Origin of the sequence: Spiroplasma sp. ChiS, from assembly GCF_002968355.1 — a bacterium.
Taxonomy (GTDB): Bacteria; Bacillota_I; Bacilli_A; order Mycoplasmatales; family Mycoplasmataceae; genus Spiroplasma; species Spiroplasma citri.
On sequence record NZ_PUUH01000012.1, the window covers coordinates 1 to 5,336 of the forward strand.

Below are 5,336 nucleotides of genomic sequence, written 5' to 3' on the forward strand. Positions count from 1 at the left end.
TCTGACAACCTAGGTCATACCGAAAATGTTTATTTACAAATACTGACAACCTAGGTCATACCGAAAATGTTTATTTACAAATAAACGAAAATAAAAAAGATATCAAAGAATATTGAAATACGAATAATGGCAAACAATTTGAAATCTGAGCGAAAGCAAATGGACACGACAATATCCGTGGGTATAGTGCTAGTCAATTAAACAATCTTTTTGCAGATAGTAAAAATTGACAACAACTAGCAAGTGATAGTCAATTTGCAATTGCTGTTGCAGACTGATTTAAAACCAATGGTAAACTGACAGCAACCGAACCATTGACAACTGAGCAAGTTGTCGAGCAGTTAAAAACGCAAATCCCAAACAACAGCAAAATTGATGGGGTCAATACCAGCAATTATGAGAAAGACCAAGTTTCGTTTGTTTTAAACCAAAGTGATTTTAAACCAAATGACAAAGTAAACATTACTGTTAAATACAATAATGCCACAGCAGACAGTTTTACTTTGCAAATCAAAGACAGCAAGACACCCGACAATAAGAAAAATGGCGATAGTAAACTGTGAATTATTGGCGTTGTTGTTGGTGTCTTGGCGGGCCTTGGTCTGGCATATTTTTTGTTTAAACGATTTGTCTTTGATAAATATTTTTTACCAAAAATTAACAAACGCCGCCACGATAAATTAGTTGAAAAAGTTAGAAAAGAAGAGGCAGAAAAAGGAGACAAAAACAATAAAGGTGGTGAAGAATAATGATAATTGAAGAATTATTAAGTTTAAATAAAATTGTTTTTATTGTATTGAGTTAATAGGGATTAAGAAATATGCTTGATAATATAATAATAATTGTTAATATTCACCCTGAACCTTTACATCGCCATCACTATCAAGAACTAAACACCTACGAAATCTGAAACAAATAAAAAATAAAAAGAATAAATTTTCATTTATTTTTAAATATGGGGTTGTTATTAAAAATTTTATTGTTAAGATGAAAGTATAAAAATAGAAATATAATTTTATAGCATAAAAACACAAAATGCTTAAATTCCTTGTGTTTCTGTAAATTATTGTATCAAATTTTAATATATCATATCAACATTTTTAAATTTATGGAACTAATAAGGAAAATAAGCCTATTATTTCTATTTTTATAAAAGAAAGGAATGATATATATGAAAAAACTACTAAGTTTAGTAGGAACAGGTATGTTAGCAACTAGTGCTGTAGCACCTCTTGTTGCTAATACAACATACGAACCAAAAACAGAAGAAGTAATTTCTTCAGAAGATAAAGTTGAAACAACAAAAGACTTAATTTCAGTACAAGAAGACATGACTTCAGATCATGGAAAAGAAATTAAGAAAAAAGATTTAACAGATCATGAATTAATAAAAATTATTAATATTGCTTTAAAAGAAAAAAATCACGAAAAACAGGCTTTAAAGCTTATTAATGAGTTAAAACAATATAATGATTGTGGAATAAATGATTATACTGTTAATGACATATCGTCTTCTACATGAAAAATGAGTAATGATGTTTGTAAAGTTATTGATAAATTAATAAATTTAGCTGATTTTTTAACATTAGATAAATATTTAGATAAACTTTTTGATAGTATGGGTGTTGCAGGAACTGTTATAAAAAAAATTTATGAATTAATTAAAAATAATTGATCTGAAAATAATCCTTTATCATATAATAAAGGTAATGGGATTGTTATAGATTTTAATTGTTTAATTTATATTCCAATATCTATTAATAAAGTATCATCACAAATACTTGTTTAAAATTATCTGTGGGAATAGCAAAATGATGCTATTCCTATTTTTATTGAAGATAAAAATAAAAGCTATATAGAAAGTAAAATTATAAATGATACCTATATTGATATAAATAAATTACCAGATATCCCAGAGCAATTAAATAATACAAAGGATTTTAAAAATATAAAACCATATATAAAAAAGGAGCAATGAAAAATTATATTTGAAGGTTTTTATTTACTACCTAATTTAAAAATAGATAAAAACTGTAGTAAATAACAATAATATCAAAAAAACCACACCTATAAATTAGATGTGGTATAATAATAGTAGTAAGCGACTTTTTCTCTTACTGCTTCTCAAATTTTATTAAACAAAGTGATAGTAAATTGTCTAGGAAACAATTTACTATCGTGGAAACACTAGTTAACACCTAGCGTTTCCACAGACAATTTTAACATATTTTACTGGGGTATTTATTTATACTCTTGTGAAATATGTTATAAATTGCTTGTGGGAATAGTGCTGTGATGCTATTCCTATTTTTATTGTTCAGAAAGGAATACAGCAATGAAAAAACTTTTAAGTAGTTTATCGTTGAGATGGTGTTGGCGAACCACAAACACCCAAAATAGACAGTAACGGAAATATAACAGATTGAATTGTTGATAAAACAAAATTTCAACAAGGAATTTCGTTTGCCCTTGCTGATGGTTCTAAAACGGCGACTTGGTCTAATGCTGGAATGCGTTTAACAGTTGATGGAGAAATAAACATCAATATCAATAATAAAAATATTGAAGAAGTTTATTGAGATGGGGCAAAACAGAATATGTTAGAACACAAAGTAAATATCAATGTTAAACCTGAAACTAGTGAAAAAAACCATAAATTACTTATTAAATATGATATCAATGGGACAAAATACACGAGTGAAGATATTGATGTTGTTATGGCGGCAAAAATTGATCCACCAACACCAAGTAAGCAAGAAAATTTAAGTGATGTGATTAAATTTGATAATAACAATGATTTAGGTAATATCATCAATAACAATGATGACACTATTAAGGCTACAATTATAAATAAAAATAGCCGTAAAGTTGATTTTTCGCAAATTAAAATAACTGATAAAACAGACACCCAAGCAACCTTATCAGCAATAGAAGGTAGTAAAAGTTATGCAGGTTCGGTTGATGTTAAATACAATGTTATTTCATCAACGACAGTTGATTTGAATATTGAGTTAACATCATCGGCAAGTGGAGTTCAAATAGATAAAGATTATTTGGCACAACTGGATAGTAGTAAAATGACAAACAAAGTTGATACATTTTATTATTCCAATGGAAAAAGCACAATAAAAATCAAACAACCTTCAATCGGAAATGTCATAATGGGAAAAATATACGGTTGTGATGAGCATTGAAATAAAACATCACAATTAAGCAATATTGACGCAGTAAGTGGTTTAGAAATTGATAAGGGGCAATATGGTTCGGTTGACGGGCGTTATTTAATTGAATTGCAACATAAAGATTTACCAACTCATACAAAAACTATTTATTTGCAAATATCAGAAAAACAAAAAATAGAACATTATTGGGATACACCAAATGGGAAACAATTTGAACAGTGAGCAGAAGATAACGGAGAAAAAAATATTCGTGGTTATGGTGCTAGTCAGTTAAATAATTTGTTTGAAATATCTGCAATTTGAAAACAAAGTTTGGCACATTTAGACCTAAAATTGAATAACTTTGTTGTTGATAACATTAAAAATGTTAGTCAAGATGAAATTGATACCTATAAAACAAAAATGCTTGCTAGTGTAAAAGAACAAGTTGAAAACTATGCCCCCGGTGTTGTAGAAAACACCGACTATGTTATCAACATAAATAATCTTGTTGCTGGTGATTGAACGACGAGCAAAGATGTTAAAGTTCAAGCGGTTAGTGGGAGCACAAAACTGTTGAGTTTTGATAGCAAAACTATTCCAGTGCAACAAAAAGAACAAGCAACCCCTCTAACATCAACACCCGACAACAATAAAAAAGAAGGCGATAGTAAACTGTGAATTATTGGCGTTGTTGTTGGTGTCTTGGCGGGCCTTGGTCTGGCATATTTTTTGTTTAAACGATTTGTCTTTGATAAATATTTTTTACCAAAAATTAACAAACGCCGCCACGATAAATTAGTTGAAAAAGTTAGAAAAGAAGAGGCAGAAAAAGGAGACAAAAACAATGGAAAATAACCCAAAAATAATCACTAAAAAAGCAAGTAAAGTCAGATTTACTGTTTCTAATGCTCTTGGTGGTATTGGTTGACCAGAACTTTTTATTTCTTTTGCCGCAGTGGTTTTGATAACTTTATCTTTGACTTTGCTTGCAAAATTATCCTTGCTGGCGGGGGTTATTACAACTGTTATTGTTGTTATTTTAACAATCTTTTTAATTGCACCTAATAAAAACGGTGAAAAATTATACTATGTGATTTTTGTTGCTATTGTGTTCTTATTTAAAAATAAAAATCATAAAATAGAAAACACGAACAACATACAAATTATCAATAACCGTGTTATTTTTAACAAAAAACAAGCACTTATATATAAAATAAATGCTGTTGATTTAACATTGTCAACGCAAGAAGAACGCAATACTCCGATTTATGACTTTTCAAATTATTTGCGTGGACTAAATTTTGATTTTGAAATTATCAAAATTGATAGTAAGTTGAATTTTGACAAAAATAAAAACTATCTTACACAGACTTTAAAGCAAGATAGTTTAAAAAATTCACAAAAAAATCAATTAACTAATTTTTTGTCGATGTCTGAATACTTGGAAAACCAAAATTTAAAACTCGAACAAAATTATTATTTAATTGTTTTCACTAATAATAACGATAAAAAACTTGAATTATCGTTGTTATCGTATAATCAACATCTTTCTTTGACTTTGCCAACAAGCGAAGAAATTAAGAAAATTGTTGATAAAAAAATCATACCAACAAATACAGCAATTTCAACATTACCAAAAACAATTAAAGAAACTGCAAATTACTTGAAACTGGATAATAATAAATTTGTTAGTTATTTTACTATTAATCAATTTCCGTTGACTGTTAATGATATGTGGTTGAGTAATTTTAGCGAAATAGAAAATGTCAATATTTCGCTGCGGGTTCGCCATTTAGATAATATGACAGCGTTTAAATTGCTTGACCGTGCGATACGAAGAGCACAAGACCAAGAAACAAACAAAGCAAGTGAAGATATTGAATATAACTTATATTTACAAAATTTTAATGAGTTATTACAACTTATTCAAGTTGGAGGGGAAACCTTGAAAATGGTTTCAATTATTTTTACTTGCTTTGCTGATAGTAAAAAAGAATTAGACCAAGTTGTTTCAAATTTAAAAAATGAAATGATAAGAAATCGTTTTACTGTTAATGATTTGACATTTCGCCAATTTTCAACTTATAAATGTTTGTTATTTAACAATAATGATAAATTAAAAAACATTGAGCAAGAAATGGCAACCATTACTCTTGCTTGTTCTTGACCATT

General features: G+C 28.3%; 4 protein-coding genes and 1 pseudogene. 4 read left to right on the forward strand and 1 reads right to left on the reverse strand.

Annotation, left to right across the window (positions count from 1 at the left end):
- Positions 1 to 749 (forward strand): annotated as a pseudogene (locus C6B38_RS09530) (adhesin); the annotation flags it as partial.
- A 422-nt stretch (positions 750 to 1,171) separates the two neighbouring features.
- Positions 1,172 to 1,789, forward strand: a complete 618-nt coding sequence (locus tag C6B38_RS01270; protein ID WP_105298355.1) for a hypothetical protein — start codon at positions 1,172 to 1,174, stop codon at positions 1,787 to 1,789.
- Between the two features lie 567 nt (positions 1,790 to 2,356).
- Here the strand turns inward: C6B38_RS01270 and C6B38_RS10490 are convergent.
- Positions 2,357 to 2,542, reverse strand: coding sequence for a hypothetical protein (locus tag C6B38_RS10490; RefSeq protein ID WP_199558539.1), 186 nt, complete (start codon positions 2,540 to 2,542; stop codon positions 2,357 to 2,359).
- Between C6B38_RS10490 and C6B38_RS01275 the strand changes: the two genes are divergently transcribed.
- Both C6B38_RS01275 and C6B38_RS01280 read left to right on the forward strand, forming a co-directional pair.
- Positions 2,511 to 4,019: an adhesin gene (locus C6B38_RS01275; RefSeq protein ID WP_199558540.1), complete on the forward strand. Its 1,509-nt coding sequence runs from the start codon at positions 2,511 to 2,513 to the stop codon at positions 4,017 to 4,019. The two genes, C6B38_RS10490 and C6B38_RS01275, sit on opposite strands and share 32 nt — an antisense overlap.
- A partial coding sequence (locus C6B38_RS01280) for a hypothetical protein (protein WP_146693246.1) occupies positions 4,009 to 5,336 on the forward strand: 1,328 nt, incomplete at its 3' end. The genes C6B38_RS01275 and C6B38_RS01280, both read left to right, overlap by 11 nt.